The following is a 982-nucleotide window of genomic DNA, read 5'->3' as shown; positions in this document are numbered from 1 at the left end:
AGGACCTCTCGGGAGTGCTGTGGAGCTGTCTGACGGCACCATCACAACCCGGGAGGTCCTCCATGGCCCACGCTAACGCGGCCCTGACCCCGAAAGCGCGATTGAAGCTCGCGCGTCTGATCGTCGAGGACGGCTGGTCGGTCGCCGCGGCCGCGGAGCGGTTCCAGGTGTCCTGGCCGACGGCGAACCGCTGGGCGCGCCGCTACGAAGCCGAGGGCGAGGCCGGGATGGTCGATCGCTCCAGCCGGCCGCACCGGATGCCGCGCCTGACCCCGCAGCCGGTGGTGCGCACGATCGTGCACCTGCGCTGGAAACAGCGCCTCGGGCCGGTGGAGATCGCCGCGCGCGTCCCGGTCGCGGCCTCGACCGTGGGGCGGGTGCTGCGTCGCTGCGGGATCAGCCGGCTCAACCAGCTCGACCGGGTCACCGGCGAGCCGGTGCGCCGCTACGAGCACCCGCATCCGGGGTCGTTGATCCACGTCGATGTCAAGAAGCTCGGCAACGTCCCTGATCAGGGCGGATGGCGCTACGTCGGCCGAGCCCAAGGCAACCGCAACCGGGCCGCGACCGCGGGCAAGCCCCGCAGCATCCGTCGAGCTCCGAAGATGGGGACGGCGTTCGTGCACACCGTGATCGATGACCACTCCCGGGTGGCCTACGCCGAGGTCCACGACGACGAGACCGCCGTGACCGCCATCGGGGTGCTGCGCCGGGCGGTGGCCTGGTTCGCCGCCCGCGACGTGGTGGTCGAGCGGGTGCTGTCTGACAACGGCAGCGCCTACCGCTCGCACGCCTGGCGCCACGCCTGCGCCGAGCTCGGTGTCACCCCGAAGCGGACCCGGCCCTACCGACCCCAGACCAACGGGAAGATCGAACGCTTCCACCGCACCCTCGCCGCCGGTTGGGCGTTCCGACGCCTCTATCTCAGTGAATCCCAGCGCCGGAAGGCGCTACCGGGCTGGCTACACGAGTACAACCACCA

The 982-nt window shown here is 71.2% G+C and carries 1 protein-coding gene; it reads left to right on the top strand.

What is annotated here, in order from left to right; genetic code table 11:
* Positions 1 to 62: 62 nt before the first annotated feature.
* Positions 63 to 982: IS481 family transposase (locus ACFPFQ_RS48290; RefSeq protein WP_379630068.1), on the top strand; the 920-nt coding region annotated here is incomplete at its 3' end.

The sequence above is a fragment of the Pseudonocardia sp. GCM10023141 genome (assembly GCF_042653605.1).
Note: the sequence above shows the minus strand (reverse complement) of the source record. Positions and strands in the feature narration are given on the sequence as shown.